Origin of the sequence: Paenibacillus sp. CAA11 (assembly GCF_003060825.1) — a bacterium.
Classification (GTDB): Bacteria; Bacillota; Bacilli; order Paenibacillales; family Paenibacillaceae; genus Fontibacillus.
Genome location: NZ_CP028922.1, coordinates 4,142,030 through 4,165,830, shown reverse-complemented (window position 1 = coordinate 4,165,830; position 23,801 = coordinate 4,142,030). Strand labels below are relative to the sequence as shown.

Genomic DNA, 23,801 nt, shown 5'->3' with positions numbered 1-23,801 from the left:
GATCCGGGTATAGGAATAGAAAGACACTTTATGGAGGGGATTGCAATGACGGAAGTTCGTGTGCGGTACGCGCCGAGTCCGACGGGGCACTTACATATCGGCAACGCCAGAACAGCGCTGTTCAATTATCTATTTGCCCGCAGCCAAGGCGGTAAGTTTATTATCCGTATTGAAGATACGGATGTGAAACGGAATGTTGAAGGCGGCGAAGAGAACCAGCTGACTTATCTGAAATGGCTGGGCATGGATTGGGATGAAAGCATCGATGTTGGCGGGGATTATGGTCCTTACCGCCAGACAGAGCGCTTGGATATATATAAAGTTTACTGGCAGGAATTGCTGGACAAGGGACTTGCCTACCGTTGTTACTGTACAGAAGAAGAGCTGGAACAGGAGCGCGAAGAGCAAATCGCCCGCGGTGAAATGCCGCGCTATTCTGGCAAACACCGGGATCTAACAGAAGAGCAATGCCAGGCATTTGAAGCGGAGGGCCGCAAGGCAAGCATCCGGTTCCGTGTACCTGAAGGTCGGACCTATACGTTTAACGACTTGGTCAAGGGCCCGATCAGCTTTGAATCTGAAACTTCAGGTGATTTTGTCATTGTCAAAAAAGATGGGATACCAACCTACAACTTTGCTGTAGCGGTGGACGACTATTTGATGAAAATCACGCATGTGCTGCGCGGGGAGGACCATGTGTCCAATACGCCTCGTCAGCTGATGATCTATGAAGCCCTTGGCTGGGAACCGCCAATCTTTGGACATATGACTTTGATTGTAGGCGAGAACCACAAAAAGCTGAGTAAACGGGATGAGTCCGTCATCCAGTTTATTGAGCAATATGATCAGCTTGGCTATCTGCCTGAGGCTTTGTTTAACTTTATCGCACTTTTGGGCTGGTCGCCGGAAGGGGAGGAAGAGATCTTTACCAAGGATCAGTTGATCTCTATCTTTGATGCCAGCCGGCTATCCCGCAGCCCTGCTGTCTTTGACAAGCATAAGCTCGCACATATCAACAATCACTATATTAAATCTGCGGATCCTGCGCGTATCGCCGGGCTGGCTATCCCTCATCTGCAGAAGGCTTCGCGTCTGCCGGCCGAATTGTCTGCTGAGCAGCAGGCATGGGCTGAGGCGCTGGTAGCTCTGTACCAGGAGCAAATGGTTGCGGCTTCGGATATCGTAGAGTTGTCGGATATGTTTTTCCGCACGCATCTGGAGCTGGACGCTGAGGCGGCTGCTATTTTGTCAGAGCCCCAGGTTCCTACGGTGCTGCAGGCATTCCATGACAAGCTCTCGGCTTCTTCTGAGTTTACCGCTGCACAGATCGCAGCTCTGATCAAAGAGGTCCAGAAAGAGACTGGATTCAAGGGTAAACAGCTGTTCATGCCGATCCGGGTAGCGCTGACCGGGCAAACTCACGGGCGTGACCTGAATCAGACGATCTATCTGCTCGGTAAGGATCGCGTATTGGACCGCCTGAAATCGCAAGTTCGCGGAGTTTAACTTGGGGAGAAATCACCTTGTCAGCCCGCTGACTTTTAGATAAGATATTAGTGATTATATGAATTTCAGAATTTTAGTCACTTTTATAGGATATAAAGCATTGAACAGGAGAAGTACGCTGTATTCTGCGCGTTTTTCAGAGAGGATAATCCGAAAGGGCATCTTTCGTGGTGAGAGTTATCCAAATGCGCTCGGCGGAAATGCACCTGGGAGCTGTTGGCTTGAGCGCGGAGGATGTCCGCAGGTAGAGTCTGCCGAGTGGTTTCGCGTTAAGGGACTTTGAGATAAACACTCAGAACTCGCCTGCAAAAAGCAGTGGCGTAACTGATCTGTTTAAGCAGGGTGGAACCGCGAAGATAAGCGCCTCTGCAGCTTAGGCTGCAGGGGCGCTTTTATTAATATCGCTCCCTGCCAAGATACGAACATGGGGGGCTTTGACTTGTTCAAGACGATAAGATCAGATATTCAAGCTGTATTTGATAATGACCCCGCAGCTAAGGGATGGTTTGAGGTAGTGTTCACTTATTCGGGTCTCCATGCTATTTGGAGCCACCGAATTGCCCATGCCTTGTACCGGCGTCGCTGGTTTGTCCTTGCCCGTGTGATCTCCCAGGTCAGCCGTTTCTTCACAGGGATCGAGATTCACCCTGGCGCCCGAATTGGCAAACGGTTATTCATCGATCACGGCATGGGCGTGGTCATTGGAGAAACGTGTGAAATAGGGGACGATGTGGTTATATATCAAGGAGTTACCTTGGGCGGCAGCGGCAAAGAAAAAGGTAAGCGGCACCCCACAATAGGCAATAATGTGGTTATAGGTTCAGGCGCTAAGATTCTTGGTTCTTTCAAGGTTGGCGATCAATCCAATGTCGGAGCAAATTCAGTGGTTCTGAAGGAAGTTCCGGAAGACAGTACGGTAGTGGGTATTCCCGGAAGGGTGGTCAAGCAAGGTGGGAAGAAGACCGACCGGCTGAACCACCAGCTCCCCGATCCGGTTATCGACTCCATGCGTCAATTGCACCTGGAAGTGGAAAGCCTCAAACAGGAGATTCAGGAGCTGAGGCAGCGATTGGGTGAACAGGACAAGATGCAATAGAAGCGGTGTGAACATCTGTTAAGAATAACGAACGACCGTATATGGTGGTGTTTTTCACTTACGGCGATGGAAAGGAAAATAAACATGTCACTTCAAATCTATAATACGTTGACCCGTTCCAAAGAAGAGTTTGTGCCTCAAATTCCGGGGAAGGCCAGTATGTATGTGTGCGGTCCTACGGTTTACGGGTATATTCACATCGGCAATGCGCGTCCGATGATTTTCTTCGATATTGTGCGCAGTTATTTGGAGAATCAGAAGTATGAGGTTAAATATGTAGTGAACTTTACAGATGTAGATGATAAGTTGATCCGCAAGGCCGAAGAAATGAACTTAACCGTGCCTGAGGTTGCGGATATGTTTATTCAGGCTTATTACGAGGATTTAGACGGCCTGGGCATCCCGAGAGCTACAGCCAACCCGCGTGTGACCCAGAATATTGGTCTGATTATCGATTTCATCCACAGCTTGGAGAAGGAAGGGTTCGCTTATGCCAGTGGAGGCGATGTGTTCTACCGCACGCATAAGTTCCCTGAATACGGCAAGCTGTCTCATCAGAATATTGGGGAGCTGCAGTTTGGCATTCGCATTAACGTGGATGAGCGTAAAGAGCATCCGGAGGATTTTGTCCTGTGGAAGGCTGCCAAGCCAGGCGAAATTGCTTGGGACAGTCCTTGGGGAGCAGGCCGTCCTGGCTGGCACATTGAGTGCTCCGCCATGGCGCGCAGCTTGCTTGGCGATACGCTTGATATTCATGGAGGCGGTCAGGATTTGCAGTTCCCGCATCATGAATGCGAGGTGGCACAGTCGGAGGCGCTCACAGGCAAGCCGCTGGCCAATTATTGGATGCATAACGGGTATATTAAAATCGGCGGGGAGAAAATGTCGAAATCGCTCGGTAACGGTGTGCTCGTAAAAGATCTTCGCCAAGCCTATAAGCGTGAGGCGATCCGTTATTTCATGCTGTCCACCCACTATCGCAATCCGCTCAACTTTACGGATGAGACGATGGATCAGGCACAGCGAAGTGTGGAGCGTATTGCCAATGCTGTATCTAACCTTCAACACCGGCTGGATAAAGCAGCCGTACTGAGTGAGGAAGTAACGCCGGCTGTGGCAGAGACGTTTGACCGCATTCGAGCTTTGTTCCATGAGAAGATGCAGGATGATTTCAATACGCCGGATGCGATTACGGCCATGTTTGAATGGGTGAACGAAACCAACCTGCTTCTGCAGCAGGAGAGCTTAAATCGTGCTGACTTGGAGGCGGCGCTTGCCGTATTTGAAGAAATGAACGGTGTGCTGCGCATTTATGAGAATGAAGCTGCAGAGCTTCCAGGTGCAGATGTGGAGCGGCTGATTGAAGAGCGCAAGCAGGCGCGTAAAGAGAAAAATTGGGACCGAGCAGATGAGATTCGTGACTTGTTGGATGCTAGAGGTATCTTGCTGGAGGATACACCGCAAGGAATCAGATGGCGGCGGAAATGATGAACGAGATGGATCATAACCAATCGGTGGAGGCACTCTGGTTTCCCTATGAGGCCTCCAAATCGCCGCGTCTGCTTCCTCCGCTGGTTCTCGCCTATATCGGTGATGCTGTGTTTGAGGTTGCAGTTCGGCAGTATTTGATTTCTCGGCCTAACCTCAGACCCCATCATTTGCATGGACAGGCTACGAAATTTGTATCCGCCAAGGCGCAGGCCAAGCTGCTCAGTTTGCTTGAGGGAGAGCTTACTGAGGAGGAGCACGATGTCGTTAGACAGGGGCGCAACGCCAAGTCAGGGAGCGTTCCGAAGAATGCGAACGTCATTGAATACCGCCATGCAACCGCACTAGAATGCTTGGTAGGTTATCTATATTACAGCGGGGCTCATAGCCGAATGCGGACATTGATCGATGAAGGACTGAAGATGCTGGAGACCTCGGAATAAGAAGAAATGTAATCAATAAAATGAGCAGTGAGCTAAAAGTCCAAGGAGGAACGAGAATGGAACAGGAATGGATCGGCGGGAAGCATTCGCTGCTCGAGGCATTGCGTGCAGGCCGCACCATCAATAAGATCTGGATCGCGGAAGGGGCTCAGAAACACCTGACACAGCCTATCGTGGCCGAAGCGAAAAAACAAGGAATCATTATTCAATATGTGGACAAGCGTAAGCTTGACCAGATGGTGCCTGATTTACAGCATCAGGGAGTAGTGGCTCAAGCAGCTCCCTTCGCTTATGTGGAAGTTGAGGATCTGCTGGCTGGTGCAGATAAGAAGGGGGAGCCTGCCTTTTTACTGCTTCTGGACGAAATTGAAGATCCGCATAACCTGGGCTCAATTCTCCGGACTGCAGAATGTACGGGAGTTCATGGAGTTATTTTGCCAAAGCGCCGTTCGGCGTCCGTAACTGCTACCGTATCTAAGACGTCAGCAGGTGCCGCAGAGTATGTGCCCGTGGCGCGAGTGACCAATCTGGCTCAGACGATAGATCAGTTGAAAGAGGCTGGTGTCTGGGTAGTCGGTACAGATGTAGCTGCCAAAGAGGAGATTTATGACAATGGAGTATTTACGGGCCCAGTAGCCATTGTGATAGGTAATGAGAACAAGGGGATGGGCCGATTGATTAAAGAGAAATGCGATGTGCTGGTCAAACTGCCGATGGCAGGCAAGCTGAACTCACTCAATGCCTCCGTAGCCGCAGGAGTGGTCATGTACGAAGTGCTGCGGCGCCGCCGTGCTTAAGGATTCCCTGAAATGATGGAGGCGCAAAATGTGCTCCTCGTCGATGGCTACAATATGATCGGCGGCTGGCCTGAACTGGCCCGGCTGGCCAAGCTGGGAATGCAGGAAGCTCGTGACCGGCTGCTGGAGCAGCTTGCCGATTATCAGGCCTTCTCGGGCTGGAAGGTGATCGTTGTATTTGATGCTTATCAGGTGCCGGGCCTTGGAAAGAGCTTCGATCAGTATAAGGTACAAATCTATTTCACCAAAGAGAAAGAGACAGCGGATGAATGCATTGAACGGCTGGTGCGTGAGCTGAGCCATCGGCGAAGGCAAATCTATGTAGCAACTAGCGACATGATTGAACAGCATGTTATTTTTGGTCAAGGGGCCCTGCGTCTTTCGGCGCGGGAGCTATTGACTATTATCGAGCAGAATGATCGAGCGGTAAAGTCGAAGATTGACGAAGATACCGCTAAAATTAATCGAAATACACTGGGAGGAAAGTTGTCTCCTGAGGTCAAAAAGCTGTTTGAACGCTGGAGAAGGGAATGACAGGAACCATTAAATGTTCCTTCCAGGTACTCTTGACAAAGTTCGACTTGGCATTATTTAGGACTTTTGAGGTTGACTCTGGTAGGAATTATCATATATACTGATCGTATACTTGATTGAGTAACGGGGCATCTTGCGTTGCGGCCGGGGGGATTTGTAGTGAGTGTCGACCTCAACATAGTGATAGGATTTGACTACGAAGTCCAGAGTGATGAAGACATTGTAGAGGCCGTACGAAGAGGCGAGAGCGAAGCGCTTGAGTATTTGATTAATAAATACCGCAGCTTTGTTAGAGCGAAAGCAAGGTCCTACTTTCTGATTGGTGCCGACCGAGAGGATATTATCCAGGAAGGCATGATTGGACTCTATAAATCGATCCGTGATTTTAGAGGTGACAAGCTAACTTCATTTAAGGCGTTTGCTGAGATTTGCATTACCCGCCAGATTATTACGGCGATTAAGACAGCTACCAGACAGAAGCATATTCCACTTAACTCATATGTTTCATTGGACAAGCCTATTTATGATGAAGACTCTGACCGAACGCTGCTCGATGTGATCTGCGGTTCACAGGTATGCGACCCGGAAGAACTGATCATCAATCAAGAAGAATTTACAGGTCTGGAAGACAAGATGTCCCAGATCCTCAGTGATTTAGAACGGAAAGTGCTTATGCTGTATTTGGACGGCCGATCCTATCAGGAGATTGCGGTCGATCTGAAGAGACATGTCAAATCCATCGATAATGCACTTCAGCGTGTTAAGCGGAAGCTTGAACGTTATCTTGAGGTGCGAGATGTGCTATAATGATTTCAGTAGGAAGAAGACTCGATAGCCAGAGTCTTTTTTTCTTTGCTTTTATTTAGTTCAATAGGAAGCTCATTTTACGAGAATGAACCTCCTAAGTTTGGACAGAATAAGCGGTTTATACGGTCTTCCGCCGGGCTATACTAATTAGGTGGAACAAGCAGCTTTTGGAGAAATGAGCAAAGTCTTCTGGACCATGTGTGGCGCGGGGTTACAGTCTTATTCTTTCGTTGACATAGACGATATGGTTATGATAAAGTGTTTTAGGTAGGCCTAAATTCATGCTTGTTTGTCATGGGTAAGAAACCTATTCTTATTCATTTATAGGTGAATTAGGTCTGTTATAGAACATCCGGAATTAATGTCCGGCCATTAAGAGACTTCTAATCAGAAAGATGTCTTCGGGAGGTGCACATCATGCGGGTAATTATTACGTTGGCTTGTACGAACTGCAAACAAAGAAACTACACGACAACGAAGAACAAGCGTAACCACCCCGACCGCATGGAGATGAAGAAATTTTGCAAGTTTTGTAACGAGCAAACTCCTCATCGCGAAACCAGATAGTCTTTGGAGGTGTAGTCGCGCATGAAACGAAGTTTCAAGTCGTTTTTTTCTTTTTTCTCCGAAAGCTGGGCTGAACTTAAAAAGGTTCGCTGGCCTAATCGTAAAGAGTTGACGAATTACACGCTGATTGTGCTGGGTACAATTGTAGTTGTCGCCGTTTACTTTTGGGTTCTTGACATCGGTATTTCCGCTGTAATCGAACGTATAATTTAAGAAGGGTCCTTAGGTGGCTTGAGATGGAAAAAAGATGGTACGTAGTTCATACCTACTCCGGGTATGAGAATAAGGTCAAAGCCAATTTGGAAAAGCGCGTTGAGTCCATGGGCATGGAAGACAAGATTTTCCGGGTTCTTGTTCCAATGGAAGAAGAAATCGTAAACAAAGACGGCAAGAAGAAAACGGTCATGCGCAAAGTTTACCCCGGCTATGTCTTGGTGGAAATGATCCAGACTGACGACTCTTGGTATGTTGTTCGCAATACACCAGGCGTAACGGGTTTTGTTGGATCAACAGGTTCAGGCTCCAAGCCGACTCCTCTGCTTCCTGAAGAGGTAGAACAAATTCTACAGCATATGGGAATGCAAGAGCCGAAGCCGGTGATCGAGTTTGAAGTCAAGGAATCCGTCCGTATCAAGGTTGGTCCTTTTGCTAATTTTGTCGGCTCGATTGAAGAAATCTTGACTGATAAGAGCAAGGTCAAAGTGCATGTTAACATGTTTGGACGGGAAACCCCGCTTGAACTTGATTTTACTCAAGTGGAGAAGATATAAGGTTTCTATTGTTTTATGTGGGAGGGCATTTGTCCCGTTAACCACTACTAGCGCAAGGAGGTGTTTTACATGGCAAAGAAAGTCATTAAAATGGTAAAACTGCAAATTCCAGCAGGGAAAGCGAACCCGGCGCCTCCGGTAGGTCCGGCACTCGGTCAAGCAGGTGTCAACATCATGGCATTCTGTAAAGAGTTTAACGCTCGTACAGCTGATCAAGCTGGCTTGATTATCCCGGTTGAAATCTCTGTATTCGAGGACCGTTCCTTCACCTTCATTACGAAGACTCCTCCAGCTGCCGTATTGCTGCGCGTTGCTGCGAAGATTGAGAAGGGTTCCGGTGAACCGAATAAGGTTAAAGTTGCAACTGTTAAGCGTGACGTTGTTCGTCAAATCGCTGAAACAAAAATGCCTGACCTGAATGCTGCATCCGTAGAAGCGGCTATGCGCATGGTTGAAGGTACTGCTCGCAGTATGGGCATCACTATCCAAGACTAATTCTTGGGTCAATAAGTGGGAGGAACATTCCGCTAATACCACAAAGGAGGAAATAACATGGCAAAGCATGGTAAGAAGTATGCAGAAGCTGCTAAGCTGATCGACAGCGAAGCAACTTATGAGCCTTTGGAAGCCGTTGAATTGGTGAAAAAGGCTGCTACTGCTAAATTCGACGAGACCGTTGAAGTGGCAGTACGTCTGGGCGTAGACCCACGTAAACAAGACCAAGCCGTTCGCGGTGTTGTTGTCCTGCCTCACGGCACTGGTAAAACACAACGCGTATTGGTATTCGCCAAAGGTGAGAAAGCGAAGGAAGCAGAAGCTGCTGGAGCTGATTATGTAGGCGATCAAGATATGATTAACAAAATCCAACAAGGCTGGTTCGAATTCGATGTCTGCGTAGCAACACCGGATATGATGAGCGAAGTTGGTAAACTTGGCCGTTTGCTCGGTGGTAAAGGCCTTATGCCTAACCCTAAAGCGGGCACAGTTACATTTGACGTAACTAAAGCGGTACAAGAAATCAAAGCGGGTAAAATTGAATACCGTCTTGATAAAGCAGGTCAAATCCATGCTCCAATTGGTAAGGCTTCCTTTGATGCTGATAAGCTGAACGAGAACCTTAAATCCCTTGTGGATGCATTGAACCGGGCTAAACCGGCTGCTGCTAAAGGCGTGTATTTGAAAAACATCGCGATTTCTTCGACGATGGGACCAAGCGCTCGCGTTAACACTGCAGCATACAGATAATTAATTCCTTCACCTTGTTGAAGAAATTGTAAGTTGACTATTTAAGGTCTACTTGCTATACTGTAATGGTTGCATTGATTTCTAATAAATTTGAATATGCTTACCGTAGACAGTAGGTGCCTGATGGCTTAATTTCCTACCGAGGTGTTGTGATAGAGTTTCGGATTTTGCAAGTTTGCAAATGATGATTTATCAGGCCTTCGTAAACTACGAAGGCCTTTCTCATGGCCTGCGACTTTAAATGGTTGCTGTCTGCGGATCAAGTGAAGTCTATAGGAGGTGTACAGTTTGGCAAACGCAAAAGTGATTCAAGCAAAACAAGAAGCCGTTGATGTGGTGACGTCGAAGCTGAAAGAGAGCCCAACGACAGTTGTTGCTGACTATCGCGGTCTGAATGTTGCCCAAGTGACCGAACTGCGTAAGCAGCTTCGTGAAGCTGGTGTAGAATTCCAAGTGCTGAAGAACTCGCTCGTTCGCCGTGCGACTGCAGCTGCAGAGTTGACTGAACTGGACGAAGTCCTTTCCGGTCCTACTGCAATTGCATTCAGTGGTGACGATGCTGTGGCTCCAGCCAAAATCTTGAACGACTTCGCTAAGAAAAACGAAGCGCTCAAACTGAAAGGCGGCGTGGTTGAAGGTCGTGTAGTCGGCGTCGACCAAATCAAAGCGTTGGCGGAACTTCCGTCTCGCGAAGGTCTCCTTTCTATGCTCCTCAGCGTGCTTCAAGCGCCTATGCGCAATATCGCGCTTGCGGTTAAAGCTGTTGCGGACAAGGAAGAAGCAGCTTCCTAAGCTGTTACTGGACTTAGCAGTCTAACTTTAACAAAAAAATTATATTATATAATGGAGGTTCAACCATGAGCAAAGAAAGTATCTTAGAAGAAATTAAAGGTATGACCGTTCTTGAACTGAACGATCTGGTTAAAGCGATCGAAGAGGAATTTGGCGTAACAGCAGCAGCTCCAGTTGTAGTAGCTGGTGGCGCAGCTGGCGGCGGCGAAGCTGCTGAGCAATCCGAGTTCGACGTAATCTTGACTAACGCTGGTGCTTCCAAGATCAACGTAATCAAAGTGGTTCGCGAAATCACTGGCCTGGGCTTGAAAGAAGCTAAGGACCTGGTAGACAACGCTCCAAAACCACTGAAAGAAAAAGTGTCTAAAGAAGATGCTGAAGCTGTTAAAGCTAAGCTGGAAGAAGCAGGCGCTACTGTAGAAGTGAAGTAATTCCTTCTTCTTATAAGACAAACCCCTTGAATTTTCAAGGGGTTTTGTTTTTGTGAAGAGATGTTCTAAAATAGGAAGAAAACAAGCCGGAGGAATCAGAGTGACGGATCATTATTACAGCAGCAAGCCGAGCACGGCCCATGATCGTAAAATATGGGATGCCCAGCTCAGAGGGAGAAAGTTCCGCTTTGTGAGCGATGCAGGTGTGTTCTCCAAACAGGGGGTTGACTTTGGAAGCCGCGTATTGATAGATGCCATGACGATTGCGGAGAATGACATGGTGCTTGATGTGGGCTGTGGGTACGGACCGATTGGGCTCAGTGCAGCCATACTTGCCACGAGTGGCCATGTTACAATGATCGATGTAAATGCGAGAGCGGTAGAACTGGCAAGAGAGAATGCTAAGTCGAATGGGATCACAAATGTGACAATCCTTGAGAGTGATCTGTATGCGGAAATCCCTGAAAAGCCTGTGTATGATGTAGTTTTAACGAATCCGCCAATTCGAGCTGGAAAAGCAGTGGTTCATGCAGTCTTTGAAGGAGCGGCCGCTCGCTTGAAAGAAGGCGGGGCTTTGTGGATAGTCATTCAGAAGAAACAGGGTGCCCCCTCAGCCAAAGAGAAACTGCTAAGCTTATTCTCGTCTGTAGAGGAAGTTACCAAGGACAAAGGGTATCGAATTTTTAAGGCCATAAAATAGGCTTATATTCACTTGAAAACTGGTGATTCTTCTATTGACTTGGTTGCGGCTGTATGATATTATTATAAAATGTCAGTATTAGGATGCCCTCTGTGTCTTTAGTTTGTTGAAATGTCAAGCGTAATTATAACGGCGGCGTATAGTTCGGCGTTTGTTTACGTATAATATGTACATTTTGGGCAAATCTATTGAATATGAGGAATTCTGTCCGAAAAGTCATGGATTCAAAATGCTCTTTGTTCGATAGCATTCGGGTGAGGGCTTTTCTTTGCTGGTAGAAGTTTATCTTCTGCTTGCAGTGAGGACGGTCTATGTTCCGTTTGGAACGAATAGCCGTTTTTGCATGTTTGAGGGACCCGTTATGCACTTTATTATAAGGGTACAAACACGGGTTCGCAATCAATTTTTAAGTGAGTAGACATGAGGGGTGAGTTTAAGTTGGCAGGACATCTTGTTCAATATGGTCGACGCACTCGGCGAAGTTATGCAAGAATTAACGAAGTACTCGAGGTTCCGAACCTGATCGAGATCCAACAGAAATCTTACGAATGGTTCTTGGAGGAAGGTCTTCGGGAAATGTTCCAAGACATTTCGCCGATTCAAGATTTCACAGGCAACTTAGTGTTGGAATTTATCGACTACAGTCTGGGTGAACCAAAGTATACGGTAGACGACGCGAAAGAGCGCGATGTGACGTATGCGGCACCGCTTAGAGTAAAAGTACGGCTTATTAATAAGGAAACCGGAGAAGTCAAAGAGCAGGAAGTATTTATGGGGGATTTCCCGCTGATGACGGAGACGGGCACCTTCATTATCAATGGTGCGGAACGGGTTATTGTCAGCCAGTTGGTTCGCTCCCCAAGCGTCTATTTCAATACGAAAGTAGATAAGAACGGCAAGAAGACATACACGGCTACTGTTATTCCTAACCGTGGTGCATGGCTCGAGCTTGAGACGGATGCGAAGGACATTATCTATGTTCGTATCGACCGTACTCGTAAAATACCGGTAACCGTCTTGCTTCGCGCACTTGGTTTCGGTACAGACGCTGAAATTCTAGATCTGCTGGGCAATGACGAGTATATCCGTAACACGCTGGATAAAGACAATACGGACTCCACGGAGAAAGCGCTGATTGAGATTTACGAGCGTCTTCGTCCGGGTGAGCCGCCTACACTTGATAATGCGAAGAGCTTGCTTGTTGCTCGTTTCTTCGATCCAAAACGTTATGATCTTGCAAACGTTGGGCGTTACAAGATTAATAAGAAGCTTCATATTAAGGATCGCTTGTTCAACCAACGTCTGGCTGAATCGCTGATCGATACCTCAACAGGTGAGATTATTGCAGAAGCAGGTCAAATGGTTGACCGCCGTTTGCTTGATGAAATTCTTCCTTACCTCGAGAGCGGAGTAGGGTTTAAAACATATCATGTGGCTAATGGTGTTCTCGATGCTGAGGATGTGCCGCTGCAAACGGTCGATATCTTCTCTCCGATTGAAGACGGTAAAGTCGTCAAAGTTATTGCTAACCGCAATATCGATAAATCGGTGAAGCATATCACGCCTGCAGACATCATTTCCTCCATCAGCTACTTTATTGATTTGCTGCATGGAATCGGAAGCACGGACGATATTGACCACTTGGGTAACCGTCGTCTCCGTTCCGTAGGTGAATTGCTGCAGAACCAGTTCCGGATCGGTTTGTCCCGTATGGAACGTGTAGTTCGTGAGAGAATGTCCATTCAGGATGCGAATGTCATCACGCCTCAGGCTTTGATCAATATTCGTCCAGTGATCGCATCGATCAAAGAGTTCTTCGGAAGCTCGCAGCTGTCCCAGTTTATGGATCAGACGAACCCGCTTGCGGAGCTGACGCATAAGCGTCGTCTGTCTGCACTCGGACCGGGCGGTCTGACACGGGAACGTGCGGGCATGGAAGTGCGTGACGTTCACCACTCTCACTATGGCCGGATGTGTCCGATTGAGACACCGGAAGGTCCGAACATCGGTTTGATCAACTCCTTGTCCACCTTCGCACGCATCAACGAATACGGCTTTATTGAAGCTCCGTATCGCTGGGTTGATCCGAAGACAGGTAAGGTTACGGATCAAATTGCCTATCTGACTGCCGATGAAGAGGATAACTATGTTATCGCTCAGGCTAACGTTGAACTGAATGAGGATGGAAGCTTCAAGGACGAGATGGTTATCGTTCGTTATAACAAGCAGTCCGATAACATTTTGACGATGCCTAGCGACCGGGTAGACTACATGGATATCTCTCCTAAACAGGTAGTATCTGTGGCGACAGCCCTGATTCCGTTCCTTGAAAATGACGACTCCAACCGTGCTCTTATGGGATCTAACATGCAGCGCCAAGCGGTGCCTCTGCTTATTCCTAAAGCTCCATTGGTCGGAACGGGTATGGAACATAAATCAGCTAAGGACTCCGGCGTATGTGTCGTGTCGAAATATGACGGGATCATTGAACGCTCTGCGGCGAATGAGATTTGGCTGCGTAGAGTAGAGACCGTGGACGGTAAAGAAGTTAAGGGTGACATTGTTAAGTATAAATTACACAAATTTATGCGTTCGAACCAAGGGACCTGTATCAACCAACGTCCGATCGTGAAACGCGGCGACTTCGTGAAGAAGGGTGACATCTTGGCGGATGGTCCTTCTACTGAAATGGGTGAATTGGCTCTGGGACGCAACGTAGTCGTTGCCTTCATGACTTGGGAAGGTTACAACTATGAGGATGCTATTCTCCTGAGTGAGAAGCTTGTCAAAGAGGACGTATACACCTCCATCCATATCGAGGAATATGAATCCGAAGCTCGTGATACGAAGCTTGGACCGGAGGAAATTACTCGTGATATCCCTAACGTTGGGGAAGAGGCACTGCGGAATCTCGACGAGCGCGGCATCATCCGCATCGGTGCGGAAATTGCTGCCGGCGATATTCTTGTTGGTAAGGTAACGCCTAAGGGGGTTACAGAACTGACTGCGGAAGAACGCCTCCTGCATGCCATCTTTGGTGAGAAAGCGCGCGAAGTGCGTGATACCTCCCTGCGTGTGCCTCACGGTACCGATGGTATTGTTGTGGATGTTAAGGTGTTTACCCGTGAGAACGGTGATGAATTGCCACCAGGCGTGAATCAGCTGGTTCGCGTATATATTGCCCAGAAGCGTAAAATTTCTGAAGGCGATAAGATGGCCGGACGTCACGGTAATAAGGGTGTCGTAGCCCGTATTCTTCCAGAAGAAGATATGCCGTTCATGCCGGACGGAACTCCTGTACAGGTCGTTCTTAACCCGCTGGGCGTACCTTCGCGGATGAACATCGGACAGGTGCTTGAGATCCACTTGGGTATGGCGGCACTGAAACTGGGTATCCACGTAGCTACACCGGTATTCGATGGTGCGAACGAGTATGACGTATTTGATACGATGGAAGAAGCCGGCATGCAGCGCAATGGTAAAACGGTACTGTATGACGGACGCACCGGCGAACGCTTTGAACGTGAAGTTACCGTAGGTGTCATGCACATGATCAAACTGGCACACATGGTTGATGATAAAATCCATGCCCGCTCGACAGGTCCTTACTCCTTGGTTACTCAGCAGCCGCTGGGTGGTAAAGCACAGTTCGGTGGACAGCGCTTCGGGGAGATGGAAGTGTGGGCGCTTGAAGCGTACGGCGCTGCCTATACCCTGCAAGAGATTTTGACCGTCAAATCCGATGATGTTGTGGGCCGTGTGAAGACCTACGAATCCATCGTCAAAGGCGAGAATGTGCCGGAACCTGGCGTGCCTGAATCATTCAAGGTTCTGATCAAAGAGCTTCAAAGTTTGGGCATGGACGTTAAGATCCTGACCGAAAATGAAGAAGAGATCGAAATGAAAGAGATCGATGATGAAGAAGATACGGCCGGCGACAAACTGAGCCTCAATTTGGAAGGTTCCGAAGTCGGCGTAGAATAGAGTAAAAATCAGGACTTGGTTAAGGAGGGATGCTCCTTGTTGGACGTCAACAATTTCGAGTTTATGAAGATTGGGCTTGCTTCCCCAGATAAAATTCGTTCTTGGTCCCGCGGAGAAGTAAAGAAACCGGAAACGATCAACTACCGTACGTTGAAACCGGAGAAGGAAGGGCTGTTCTGTGAGAAGATCTTTGGCCCTACGAAAGACTGGGAATGTCACTGCGGTAAATATAAACGTGTCCGTTACAAAGGTGTAGTCTGCGACCGCTGTGGTGTGGAAGTTACCCGCGCTAAAGTGCGCCGTGAACGCATGGGTCACATTGAGCTTGCAGCGCCTGTCTCTCACATCTGGTATTTCAAAGGGATTCCGAGCCGGATGGGTCTGGCACTCGATATGTCCCCAAGATCTTTGGAAGAGATTATTTATTTTGCATCTTATGTAGTAACCGATCCAGGAGACACGCCGCTTGAGAAAAAGCAGCTCTTGTCCGAGAAGGAATACCGCAGCTACCGTGAGAAATACGGTTATGGATTCCAAGCCGGCATGGGTGCCGAAGCAGTGAAGAAGCTCCTTCAGGATCTTGATATCGATAAAGAGCTTGAATTCTTGAAAGAAGAGCTCCGCACGGCTCAAGGTCAGCGACGTAACCGTGCAATCAAGCGTCTTGAGGTCATCGAGGCGTTCCGCAACTCCGGTAACGAGCCGGAGTGGATGATTCTCGACGTGCTTCCGGTCATCCCTCCGGAACTGCGTCCGATGGTTCAGCTGGATGGCGGTCGCTTTGCAACCTCCGATCTTAACGATCTGTATCGCCGTGTAATCAACCGGAACAACCGGTTGAAGCGGCTTTTGGACCTGGGTGCACCGGACATCATCGTTCAGAACGAGAAGCGGATGCTGCAAGAAGCCGTGGATGCGTTGATCGATAACGGCCGTCGCGGCCGTCCAGTTACGGGTCCTGGTAATCGTCCGCTGAAATCCCTCAGCCATATGCTGAAGGGTAAGCAAGGACGCTTCCGTCAGAACCTGCTCGGTAAACGGGTCGACTATTCCGGCCGTTCCGTTATCGTTGTAGGACCTTATTTGAAAATGTACCAGTGCGGACTTCCTAAGGAGATGGCGCTGGAGCTATTCAAGCCGTTCGTGATGAAGGAGCTCGTTAACAAAGGACTTGCTCATAACATCAAGAGCGCAAAACGCAAAGTAGAGCGCGTTAGCCCAGAAGTTTGGGACGTTCTTGAAGAAGTTATTAAGGAGCATCCGGTTCTTCTGAACCGTGCACCTACGCTTCACCGTCTCGGTATTCAGGCATTTGAACCGATCCTGGTTGAAGGACGCGCAATTCGTCTTCACCCTCTCGTATGTACCGCTTATAATGCGGACTTCGACGGTGACCAAATGGCCGTCCACGTGCCATTGTCTGCTGAAGCTCAAGCGGAAGCACGCATTCTGATGCTGGCCTCTGGCAACATCCTGAACCCTAAGGACGGTAAGCCAGTAGTTACGCCTTCTCAGGATATGGTACTTGGTTCCTTCTATCTGACTATGGATAACATGGAAGCCAAGGGGTCAGGTATGATCCTGCGCAATGTGAACGAAGCCGTATCCGCTTATCAGCGCGGTGCAGCTGATCTGCATGCACGGGTAGCTATCCCGGTTAAGGCGCTGAATAAGACCGTCTTTACCGAAGCTCAGCAGAAGGCAATGTTGATTACAACGGTAGGTAAGATTATCTTCAACGAAATCTTCCCGGCCAGCTTCCCATATATTAACGAAGCTACACGTGATAACCTGTTCAATGGCACACCAGAGCGTTACTTTATTTACGAAAAGGGTGCGAACATCCTGGAGCGGCTTCAAGATTCTCCGATTGCCAGCGCTGTAGGTAAAGAGTATCTTGGACAAATTATTGCTCGCTGCTTCGAGATTTATCATACGACCGAAACTTCGGTTATTCTCGATAGAATCAAACAGCTCGGCTTCACTTACTCGACTCGCGCCGGTGTCAGCATCGCTGTTTCCGACGTTGTAGTTCCAGAAGAGAAGAAACAGATTATGAGCGATTCGGATGAGAAGGTACGGATTGTCACTAACCAATATCGCCGTGGTCTGATTACGGACGAAGAGCGGTATGACCGTGTTATCGATATTTGGTCCAAAGCCAAGGACCAATTGACAGACGTACTGATGAAATCGATGGACCGCTTCAATTCCATCATGCTCATGGTCGATTCCAAAGCTCGGGGTAACAAATCGCAGATTACTCAGCTTGGCGGCATGCGCGGTCTGATGGCAACGCCATCCGGCCGGATCTATGAATTGCCGATCAAAGCGAACTTCCGTGAAGGCCTCACCGTCCTCGAGTACTTTATTTCGACACACGGTGCCCGTAAAGGTCTGGCGGATACAGCGCTGCGGACAGCCGATTCCGGTTATCTGACACGCCGTCTGGTTGACGTAGCCCAAGATGTAATCGTCCGCGAAGATGACTGTGGTACCGATAAAGGGATTACAGTTACCCGCATTCAAGATGGTAAGGAGATTATCGAAGATCTGTTCGACCGTATTGAAGGTCGCTACTGCTTCGAGACAATTCGTCATCCGGAGACTGGTGAAATCATTATCCGTCGTGACGAATTGATTGATACAGACAAAGCGAATGCCATTGTTAACGCTGGCGTTGAGAAGCTGCAAATCCGTTCCGTACTCAGCTGCCGTGCCCGTCATGGGGTATGTAAGAAGTGCTATGGCCGGAACCTTGCAACAGGCAAACACGTTGAAATTGGTGAAGCTGTAGGTATTATCGCGGCGCAATCTATCGGTGAACCAGGAACCCAGCTGACCATGCGTACGTTCCATACCGGGGGCGTTGCCGGCGATGACATCACACAAGGTTTGCCGCGTATTCAGGAGCTTTTTGAAGCTCGGAATCCGAAAGGTCAAGCTACCATCAGTGAAATTGACGGTGTAGTTAAGGAAATTCGCGAAGCTAAGGACCGTCGTGAAATCGAGGTTCAGGGCGAAGCTGAAACGAAAGTGTATTCGGTAACCTATGGATCACGCCTCCGCGTCAGCGAAGGCCAAGAGATTGAAGCGGGTGACGAGCTCACCGACGGTTCTATCGATCCTAAGGAAATTCTGCGCATTAAAGGAATCCGTGGGGTACAGAACTATATCTTGCAAGAAGTTCAGCGCGTATACCGGAACCAGGGCGTAGAAATTAACGATAAGCACGTTGAAGTTATGATCAAACAGATGCTGCGGAAGATTCGGATCGTAGATGCTGGGGATACTCAGCTCCTGCCGGGCTCTTATGTAGATCTGTACGAATATGAAGTAGCGAACAAAGAAGCTATTCTGTCCGGTAAAGAGCCAGCTGTGGCTAAACCGGTTCTGCTCGGGATCACCAAAGCTTCACTCGAGACGGATTCCTTCCTGTCTGCGGCATCGTTCCAAGAAACAACTCGTGTTCTTACCGATGCAGCGATCAAAGGCAAAGTGGATAAATTGCTCGGCCTGAAGGAAAATGTCATCATCGGTAAGCTGATTCCTGCAGGTACAGGGATGAACCGCTATCGGAGTGTTGAATTTGACGGTCCGGAAGGCGAAGAGACTGCAGAAGAAGGCTTAGAAACTGTAACGGCCGAGTAACATCGACCTGCTAACAAAACAGCGGCGCACCAGCTTTTTCTAGCTGGTTGCGCCATTGTTTTCTACTTGAGAAAAATATAAAGAATCTTTCTTGACAATGCCTAGAACTAGTGCTAATATAGCAAAGTGCGTGAGTGCGGCATAACCTGTTCTTCTTTGGAGGGATAAACTTGTCTAATGATAAAGGACTACAGGATGCTCATGTCAAGATCGGCACCAAGCAGACGGTAAGAGCTGTCGAGCTAGGATTGGCCGATGAGGTTTATGTGGCTCAAGATGCAGACAGTCGAATTACATCGAAGATCATAGCGCTTTGCAATGAAGCGTCTGTCAAGATCACCTATGTCGATACAATGGTTGAACTAGGCAAGGCATGCGGCATTGAAGTAGGAGCTGCGATGGCTGCGATTGTAAGACAATAATGGATTGAAAATGTTTTTGCTAGGGATAACCGAGGCAAGGACTTTTCCTTTGTTCTTTTATGAACCGCCTGGGTCTGTGGGCTTAAAGAATGGTTTGTAAAGAAACATGAAGAATTGAGGAAGGGGGTGGCAACAACATGCCAACTATTAACCAATTGGTGCGTAAAGGTCGTCAAGCTAAAGTAGAGAAGTCCAAATCGCCAGCATTGCAAAAGGGGTTTAATGCCCTGAAACGTGAGGCTACTGATTTGAGCGCTCCTCAAAAACGTGGGGTATGTACTCGTGTGGGTACTATGACTCCTAAGAAGCCGAACTCCGCGCTTCGTAAGTATGCCCGTGTTCGTCTGACGAACCGTGTAGAGGTGACTGCTTACATTCCGGGTATCGGACACAACCTGCAAGAGCACAGCGTCGTATTGATTCGCGGCGGTCGTGTAAAAGACCTTCCAGGTGTACGTTATCACATCGTTCGCGGCGCTTTGGATACGGCTGGAGTTAACAACCGTATGCAAGCTCGTTCTAAATACGGTGCTAAGCGTCCTAAAGCGAAGAAGTCTTAAGATAAATTAATGATGAATCATTTCTGAAAGGGGGATATCCATGCCACGCAAAGGTCCAGTTACAAAGAGAGACGTGTTGCCAGATCCGGTGTATAACAGCAAGCTTGTTACCCGTTTGATCAACCGCATCATGCTCGACGGTAAACGCGGAGTTGCTCAAAGCATCCTGTACAATGCGTTCAACCTTATTCAAGAACGTACGGGCAATGATCCAATGGAAGTTTTTGAAGCAGCTATTAAGAATATCATGCCGGTTCTCGAGGTTAAGGCTCGTCGTGTTGGTGGTGCAAACTACCAAGTGCCGATCGAAGTTAAGCCAGAAAGACGTACATCCCTTGGATTACGTTGGCTCGTGAACTACTCCCGCAACCGCGGAGAGAAGACCATGGAAGAGCGTTTGGCAGCAGAGATCATCGATGCTTCCAATAACACAGGCGCTTCCGTGAAGAAACGCGAAGACACACACAAAATGGCTGAAGCGAACAAAGCGTTTGCTCACTACCGCTGGTAGGATTAAGGTCATAACCATTAACTTCAATTTTGAAGGGAGACACATTCATGGCAAGAGAGTTCTCCTTGAAAAATACACGTAACATCGGTATCATGGCGCATATTGACGCCGGTAAGACAACTACCACTGAACGGATCTTGTTCTACACAGGCCGTACGCACAAAATCGGTGAAGTTCACGAAGGTGCGGCAACGATGGACTGGATGGAGCAAGAGCAGGAGCGCGGGATTACGATCACGTCTGCTGCAACAACCGCTCAATGGAAGGGTCACCGCGTCAATATCATTGATACTCCGGGGCACGTTGACTTCACTGTAGAAGTAGAACGTTCCCTGCGTGTATTGGACGGGGCCGTAGGCGTTTTCAGTGCGAAGGAAGGCGTAGAGCCGCAGTCTGAGACTGTATGGAGACAGGCTGACCGCTATGGCGTACCTCGGATCGCATATGTTAACAAAATGGATATTATCGGTGCCGACTACCTGAACGTTGTCAAAGACATGCGTGAGCGTCTGCAAGCGAACGCAGTTGCAATTCAACTGCCAATCGGTGCAGAGAATGACTTTGTTGGTATTATCGACATTGTCGAAGAGAAAGCTTACATGTACAAAGATGACTTGGGACAAGACATCGAAGTTGTAGAAGTTCCAGCAGAGTTCAAAGATCAAGTTGCAGAACTTCGTATGGAACTGGTAGAGAAAGTTGCAGAACTGGATGAAGAATTGACGATGAAATACCTCGAAGGCGAGGAAATCACCGTTGAAGAACTGAAAGCAGCTCTCCGTAAGGGTGTTGTAGAAGTTAAGATCTTCCCAGTAATCTGCGGTTCTTCTTACCGCAACAAAGGCGTTCAGCTGATGCTGGATGCTGTAATTGATTACTTGCCATCCCCACTCGACGTTCCTGCAATCGAGGGTACCCTTGAAGACGGAACTGAGACGGTTCGTCATTCTTCTGACGAAGAGCCATTCTCCGCTCTGGCATTTAAAATCATGACCGACCCTTACGTTGGTAAGCTGACGTTCTTCCGCGTATACTCCGGTATTCTTCAATCCGGTTCTTATGTGCTGAATGCAACGAAAGGCAAACGCGAGCGGATCGGACGTATCCTTCAGATGCACGCTAACAGCCGTCAAGAGATCAGCGAAGTATACGCTGGTGACATCGCGGCAGCTGTAGGTTTGAAAGATACAGGAACAGGTGATACACTGTGTGATGAGAAGAGTCCAGTAATTCTGGAATCCATGGACTTCCCAGAGCCAGTTATCGAGATCGCTGTTGAACCTAAGACGAAAGCAGACCAAGATAAGATGGGTGTTGCTCTCGGTAAATTGACAGAGGAAGATCCTACTCTTCGTGCACATACGAACGAAGAAACCGGCCAAACCATTTTGGCAGGTATGGGTGAACTTCATCTGGACATCATCATCGACCGTATGCGTCGTGAGTTCAAGGTAGACACCAATGTGGGTAAACCACAGGTTGCTTACCGTGAAACCTTCAAGGCAGCAGGACGCGTCGAAGGTAAATTCGTTCGTCAGTCCGGTGGTCGTGGTCAATACGGTCACGTATGGGTTGAGTTCGAACCTCTTGAGCCAGGTACTGGCAACCAGTTCGACAGCAAGATCGTCGGTGGTTCCGTGCCTAGAGAATTTATTGGTCCTGCACAACAGGGTATTGAAGAAGCTATGAAGAATGGTGTCATCGCTGGGTTCCCAGTTGTTGACGTTAAAGCCACAATCGTAGACGGTTCATACCATGACGTTGACTCCAGTGAAATGGCGTTTAAGATTGCCGGTTCCATGGCGCTTAAAGCAGCTAAAGACAAGTGTCAACCAACATTGCTTGAGCCAATCATGAAAGTTGAAGTAACTGTCCCTGAAGAGTACATGGGTGACGTTATGGGTATGCTGAACTCCCGCCGCGGCCGTATCGAAGGTATGGATTCCCGCGCAGGCGCTCAAATTATTCGTGCGAAAGTGCCTCTCTCTGAAATGTTCGGTTACTCCACAACGCTTCGCTCCGGTACGCAAGGACGCGGCGTGTTCTCTATGGTTCTCTCTCACTATGAAGAAGTGCCTAGAAGCATTGCTGAAGAAATTGCATCCAAGAGCAAAGGCGGAGAATAATTTTTACTTCTGGTCGGAGTCCCATGTGACTTCACAATGACTCTGATCAGCTCAACATAATAATCCATATTTGAGGAGGAAATGTTTAAAATGGCTAAGGCTAAATATGAACGTACTAAACCGCACGTTAACATCGGTACTATCGGTCACGTCGACCATGGTAAAACAACTCTGACTGCTGCGATCACTACTGTATTGTCCAAAACTTACGGCGGTGCTGCTGTAGCATTCGATCAAATCGACAAAGCTCCAGAAGAGCGCGAACGCGGTATCACAATCTCTACTGCACACGTAGAATACGAAACTCCTAACCGTCACTATGCACACGTTGACTGCCCAGGTCACGCCGACTATGTTAAAAACATGATCACTGGCGCGGCTCAAATGGACGGCGCTATCCTGGTTGTATCCGCAGCTGACGGCCCAATGCCACAAACTCGCGAACACATCCTGTTGTCCCGCCAAGTAGGCGTTCCTTACATCGTTGTATTCTTGAACAAGTGCGACATGGTTGAAGACGAAGAACTTCTGGAACTGGTTGAAATGGAAGTTCGCGACTTGCTGAACGAATACGAGTTCCCAGGTGATGACACTCCAATCACTCGCGGTTCTGCTCGTGAAGCTCTGCAAAACCCTGATGGCGAATGGGCTAAGAAAATCGTTGAAATGTTCGAAACGATCGACACTTACATTCCATTGCCAGAACGCGAAACTGACAAGCCTTTCCTTATGCCTGTCGAGGACGTATTCTCCATCACTGGCCGCGGTACCGTTGCTACAGGTCGTGTAGAACGTGGTACTGTTAAAGTTGGTGACGAAGTTGAAATCGTAGGTATCGAAGAAGAAACTAAGAAATCCGTAGTTACCGGTGTGGAAATGTTCCGCAAATTGCTGGACTCCGCTCAAGCTGGTGACAACATCGGTGCGTTGCTTCGCGGTATCGATCGTACACAAATCGAGCGTGGACAAGTATTGTCCAAGCCAGGTTCTGTTAACCCACATACAGAATTCACGGCTCAAATCTACGTTCTGACTAAAGAAGAAGGTGGACGTCATAAGCCTTTCTTCACTGGATACCGTCCTCAGTTCTACTTCCGTACAACTGACGTAACTGGTATCATCAACCTGCCAGAAGGCAGCGAAATGGTAATGCCTGGTGATAACATCACGGTTACTGTTCAACTGATCTCCCCAATCGCGATTGAAGAAGGAACTAAGTTCTCCATTCGTGAAGGCGGACGCACAGTTGGTGCAGGTTCCGTAGCAACTATCATCAAGTAATAAGACAGAACAAGTCTTATTTCATATAAAGCAACAGTGTACTGGAACGAGTAACAGTGTGTCGTAAACGAAAGACTTAAAAGGTTCGTC

General features: G+C 48.3%; 22 protein-coding genes and 1 other annotated feature. All 22 genes read left to right on the top strand.

The window, feature by feature from the left end:
- The first annotated feature begins 45 nt into the window (after positions 1 to 45).
- Positions 46 to 1,506, top strand: a complete 1,461-nt coding sequence (gene gltX / locus DCC85_RS19645; protein ID WP_234414242.1) for a glutamate--tRNA ligase — start codon at positions 46 to 48, stop codon at positions 1,504 to 1,506.
- Between the two features lie 424 nt (positions 1,507 to 1,930).
- Positions 1,931 to 2,602 carry a serine O-acetyltransferase gene (cysE, locus tag DCC85_RS19640; RefSeq protein WP_442789502.1) on the top strand — a complete coding sequence of 224 codons (672 nt, stop codon included), beginning with the start codon at positions 1,931 to 1,933 and terminating at the stop codon, positions 2,600 to 2,602.
- An 84-nt stretch (positions 2,603 to 2,686) separates the two neighbouring features.
- Positions 2,687 to 4,090 carry a cysteine--tRNA ligase gene (cysS, locus tag DCC85_RS19635; RefSeq protein WP_108467072.1) on the top strand — a complete coding sequence of 468 codons (1,404 nt, stop codon included), beginning with the start codon at positions 2,687 to 2,689 and terminating at the stop codon, positions 4,088 to 4,090.
- The gene (locus DCC85_RS19630; RefSeq protein ID WP_108467972.1) at positions 4,087 to 4,533 is read left to right on the top strand and encodes a Mini-ribonuclease 3; all 447 of its coding nucleotides are present in this window, start codon (positions 4,087 to 4,089) and stop codon (positions 4,531 to 4,533) included. The genes cysS and DCC85_RS19630 overlap by 4 nt, the downstream gene beginning before the upstream one ends.
- A gap of 56 nt (positions 4,534 to 4,589) precedes the next feature.
- Positions 4,590 to 5,330, top strand: a complete 741-nt coding sequence (gene rlmB, locus DCC85_RS19625) for a 23S rRNA (guanosine(2251)-2'-O)-methyltransferase RlmB (RefSeq protein ID WP_108467071.1) — start codon at positions 4,590 to 4,592, stop codon at positions 5,328 to 5,330.
- Between the two features lie 12 nt (positions 5,331 to 5,342).
- Complete coding sequence (locus tag DCC85_RS19620) at positions 5,343 to 5,864, top strand: NYN domain-containing protein (protein WP_108467070.1); 522 nt, start codon at positions 5,343 to 5,345, stop codon at positions 5,862 to 5,864.
- Between the two features lie 159 nt (positions 5,865 to 6,023).
- Positions 6,024 to 6,671 (top strand): RNA polymerase sporulation sigma factor SigH, encoded by a 648-nt coding sequence (gene sigH / locus DCC85_RS19615; protein WP_108467069.1) that lies wholly within the window; start codon positions 6,024 to 6,026, stop codon positions 6,669 to 6,671.
- 417 nt (positions 6,672 to 7,088) lie between these two features.
- A complete protein-coding gene (gene rpmG, locus DCC85_RS19610) occupies positions 7,089 to 7,238 on the top strand; it encodes a 50S ribosomal protein L33 (protein WP_076176720.1) in 150 nt (49 codons plus the stop codon).
- Between the two features lie 21 nt (positions 7,239 to 7,259).
- A complete protein-coding gene (gene secE, locus DCC85_RS19605; protein WP_108467068.1) occupies positions 7,260 to 7,451 on the top strand; it encodes a preprotein translocase subunit SecE in 192 nt (63 codons plus the stop codon).
- A gap of 23 nt (positions 7,452 to 7,474) precedes the next feature.
- Positions 7,475 to 8,008, top strand: a complete 534-nt coding sequence (gene nusG / locus DCC85_RS19600) for a transcription termination/antitermination protein NusG (protein WP_108467067.1) — start codon at positions 7,475 to 7,477, stop codon at positions 8,006 to 8,008.
- 69 nt (positions 8,009 to 8,077) lie between these two features.
- The gene (rplK, locus tag DCC85_RS19595) at positions 8,078 to 8,503 is read left to right on the top strand and encodes a 50S ribosomal protein L11 (protein ID WP_108467066.1); all 426 of its coding nucleotides are present in this window, start codon (positions 8,078 to 8,080) and stop codon (positions 8,501 to 8,503) included.
- Positions 8,504 to 8,560: 57 nt separating this feature from the next.
- On the top strand, positions 8,561 to 9,253 hold the full coding sequence (gene rplA, locus DCC85_RS19590; protein WP_108467065.1) for a 50S ribosomal protein L1: 693 nt from the start codon (positions 8,561 to 8,563) through the stop codon (positions 9,251 to 9,253).
- 85 nt (positions 9,254 to 9,338) lie between these two features.
- Positions 9,339 to 9,486 (top strand) — a sequence feature (ribosomal protein L10 leader region).
- Positions 9,487 to 9,541: 55 nt separating this feature from the next.
- On the top strand, positions 9,542 to 10,045 hold the full coding sequence (gene rplJ, locus DCC85_RS19585) for a 50S ribosomal protein L10 (RefSeq protein WP_108467064.1): 504 nt from the start codon (positions 9,542 to 9,544) through the stop codon (positions 10,043 to 10,045).
- A gap of 65 nt (positions 10,046 to 10,110) precedes the next feature.
- Positions 10,111 to 10,476, top strand: coding sequence for a 50S ribosomal protein L7/L12 (gene rplL, locus DCC85_RS19580; RefSeq protein WP_108467063.1), 366 nt, complete (start codon positions 10,111 to 10,113; stop codon positions 10,474 to 10,476).
- Between the two features lie 100 nt (positions 10,477 to 10,576).
- Complete coding sequence (locus DCC85_RS19575; RefSeq protein ID WP_108467062.1) at positions 10,577 to 11,176, top strand: class I SAM-dependent methyltransferase; 600 nt, start codon at positions 10,577 to 10,579, stop codon at positions 11,174 to 11,176.
- 438 nt (positions 11,177 to 11,614) lie between these two features.
- Positions 11,615 to 15,160 carry a DNA-directed RNA polymerase subunit beta gene (gene rpoB / locus DCC85_RS19570; RefSeq protein WP_108467061.1) on the top strand — a complete coding sequence of 1,182 codons (3,546 nt, stop codon included), beginning with the start codon at positions 11,615 to 11,617 and terminating at the stop codon, positions 15,158 to 15,160.
- A gap of 36 nt (positions 15,161 to 15,196) precedes the next feature.
- On the top strand, positions 15,197 to 18,811 hold the full coding sequence (rpoC, locus tag DCC85_RS19565) for a DNA-directed RNA polymerase subunit beta' (RefSeq protein ID WP_108467060.1): 3,615 nt from the start codon (positions 15,197 to 15,199) through the stop codon (positions 18,809 to 18,811).
- Positions 18,812 to 18,981: 170 nt separating this feature from the next.
- Positions 18,982 to 19,233, top strand: a complete 252-nt coding sequence (locus DCC85_RS19560) for a ribosomal L7Ae/L30e/S12e/Gadd45 family protein (protein WP_108467059.1) — start codon at positions 18,982 to 18,984, stop codon at positions 19,231 to 19,233.
- Between the two features lie 137 nt (positions 19,234 to 19,370).
- Positions 19,371 to 19,793, top strand: coding sequence for a 30S ribosomal protein S12 (gene rpsL, locus DCC85_RS19555; protein ID WP_108467058.1), 423 nt, complete (start codon positions 19,371 to 19,373; stop codon positions 19,791 to 19,793).
- A 40-nt stretch (positions 19,794 to 19,833) separates the two neighbouring features.
- Complete coding sequence (rpsG, locus tag DCC85_RS19550; RefSeq protein ID WP_091234482.1) at positions 19,834 to 20,304, top strand: 30S ribosomal protein S7; 471 nt, start codon at positions 19,834 to 19,836, stop codon at positions 20,302 to 20,304.
- Positions 20,305 to 20,351: 47 nt separating this feature from the next.
- On the top strand, positions 20,352 to 22,430 hold the full coding sequence (gene fusA, locus DCC85_RS19545) for an elongation factor G (RefSeq protein WP_108467057.1): 2,079 nt from the start codon (positions 20,352 to 20,354) through the stop codon (positions 22,428 to 22,430).
- A gap of 90 nt (positions 22,431 to 22,520) precedes the next feature.
- The gene (gene tuf / locus DCC85_RS19540; protein WP_108467056.1) at positions 22,521 to 23,711 is read left to right on the top strand and encodes an elongation factor Tu; all 1,191 of its coding nucleotides are present in this window, start codon (positions 22,521 to 22,523) and stop codon (positions 23,709 to 23,711) included.
- Positions 23,712 to 23,801 lie beyond the last annotated feature (90 nt).

Excerpts from the sequence above, each read along its gene's own strand:
- rplA (WP_108467065.1), top strand. The coding sequence starts at position 8,561 with ATGGCAAAGCATGGTAAGAAGTATGCAGAAGCTGCTAAGCTGATCGAC.
- rplK (WP_108467066.1), top strand. The coding sequence starts at position 8,078 with ATGGCAAAGAAAGTCATTAAAATGGTAAAACTGCAAATTCCAGCAGGG.
- rlmB (WP_108467071.1), top strand. The coding sequence starts at position 4,590 with ATGGAACAGGAATGGATCGGCGGGAAGCATTCGCTGCTCGAGGCATTG.
- DCC85_RS19630 (WP_108467972.1), top strand. The coding sequence starts at position 4,087 with ATGATGAACGAGATGGATCATAACCAATCGGTGGAGGCACTCTGGTTT.
- tuf (WP_108467056.1), top strand. The coding sequence starts at position 22,521 with ATGGCTAAGGCTAAATATGAACGTACTAAACCGCACGTTAACATCGGT.
- DCC85_RS19620 (WP_108467070.1), top strand. The coding sequence starts at position 5,343 with ATGATGGAGGCGCAAAATGTGCTCCTCGTCGATGGCTACAATATGATC.
- rpmG (WP_076176720.1), top strand. The coding sequence starts at position 7,089 with ATGCGGGTAATTATTACGTTGGCTTGTACGAACTGCAAACAAAGAAAC.
- rpsG (WP_091234482.1), top strand. The coding sequence starts at position 19,834 with ATGCCACGCAAAGGTCCAGTTACAAAGAGAGACGTGTTGCCAGATCCG.
- cysE (WP_442789502.1), top strand. The coding sequence starts at position 1,931 with ATGGGGGGCTTTGACTTGTTCAAGACGATAAGATCAGATATTCAAGCT.
- rpsL (WP_108467058.1), top strand. The coding sequence starts at position 19,371 with ATGCCAACTATTAACCAATTGGTGCGTAAAGGTCGTCAAGCTAAAGTA.
- fusA (WP_108467057.1), top strand. The coding sequence starts at position 20,352 with ATGGCAAGAGAGTTCTCCTTGAAAAATACACGTAACATCGGTATCATG.
- gltX (WP_234414242.1), top strand. The coding sequence starts at position 46 with ATGACGGAAGTTCGTGTGCGGTACGCGCCGAGTCCGACGGGGCACTTA.
- secE (WP_108467068.1), top strand. The coding sequence starts at position 7,260 with ATGAAACGAAGTTTCAAGTCGTTTTTTTCTTTTTTCTCCGAAAGCTGG.
- nusG (WP_108467067.1), top strand. The coding sequence starts at position 7,475 with ATGGAAAAAAGATGGTACGTAGTTCATACCTACTCCGGGTATGAGAAT.
- rplL (WP_108467063.1), top strand. The coding sequence starts at position 10,111 with ATGAGCAAAGAAAGTATCTTAGAAGAAATTAAAGGTATGACCGTTCTT.
- cysS (WP_108467072.1), top strand. The coding sequence starts at position 2,687 with ATGTCACTTCAAATCTATAATACGTTGACCCGTTCCAAAGAAGAGTTT.